Annotated in this window: 1 protein-coding gene; it reads left to right on the top strand. The window is 64.0% G+C overall.

Translation table 11 applies throughout. The annotated features are described in order from the left end of the window. Positions 1-1,187, top strand: a 1,187-nt coding sequence (locus IBX54_RS15170; protein ID WP_296543479.1) for a toprim domain-containing protein, incomplete at both ends; no start/stop codon positions are given.

Raw genomic sequence — 1,187 nt, 5'->3', positions numbered from 1 at the left:
GTGCTCGACGGCATGGGCCTGCCCGGCAAACTGGCCGACTGCCAGGAAAAAGACCCGGCGTTGTGCGAAATCTACATTGTGGAGGGCGACTCCGCCGGCGGCTCTGCCAAGCAGGGCCGCGACCGCAAATTCCAGGCGATTCTGCCCCTGCGCGGCAAAATTTTGAACGTGGAAAAAGCGCGCTACGAAAAGCTGCTCACCAGCAACGAGATTCTGACGCTCATCACCGCCCTGGGCACCGGCATCGGCAAGGCTGGCGGCAGCACCGGCAGCGACGACTTCGACGTGGCCAAGCTGCGCTACCACCGCATCATCATCATGACCGATGCCGACGTTGACGGCGCGCACATCCGCACGCTGCTGCTCACCTTCTTCTACCGCCAGATGCCCGAGCTGGTCGAGCGCGGCCACGTCTATATCGCCCAGCCGCCGCTTTACAAGGTGAAGGCCGGCCGCGAAGAGCTGTACCTGCAGGGCCAGGCCGACCTCGACAGCTTTTTGCTGCGCGTGGCGCTGGTCAATGCCACGGTGCACACCGGCGGCACCAATAGCGTCGCCCTGAGTGGGGAGGCGCTCACTGAGCTGGCGCGCAAGCACCAGGTTGCGCAAGCCGTGATCGTCCGACTCGCCAATTTTCTTGATGTGTCTGCCTTGCGCGCGGTTGCGGACGGCGTGGCGCTGAACCTCGACACCGTGGCCGACGCCGAGGCCTCCGCCATCGCCCTGCAGGCGCAATTGCCCGATGCCGAAGTGGCCGGTGAATTCGATGTGCGCTCCGACAAACCCGTTCTGCGCATCAGCCGCCGTCTGCACGGCAACATCAAGAGCAGCGTGCTGACCCAAGACTTTGTTCATGGCGCTGACTACGCGGTACTGCACGAGGCCGCGCAAACCCTGAAAGGCTTGCTCGGCGAGGGCGCCCGGGTCACGCGCGGCGAGGGTGAGCGCCAAAAAGAACACAAGGTCGGCGATTTCCGCGAAGCCATGGACTGGCTGGTCACGCAAGCCGAGAACACAACCAGCCGCCAGCGCTACAAAGGCCTGGGCGAAATGAACCCCGAGCAGTTGTGGGAGACCACCATGGACCCCGCCGTGCGCACCCTGCTGCGTGTGCAGATTGACGACGCCATCGAAGCCGACAAGGTGTTCACCATGCTGATGGGTGACGAGGTTGAACCGCGCCGTGA

The organism is Rhodoferax sp., assembly GCF_014859475.1.
Classification (GTDB): domain Bacteria; phylum Pseudomonadota; class Gammaproteobacteria; order Burkholderiales; family Burkholderiaceae_C; genus Rhodoferax.
Note: the sequence above shows the minus strand (reverse complement) of the source record. Positions and strands in the feature narration are given on the sequence as shown.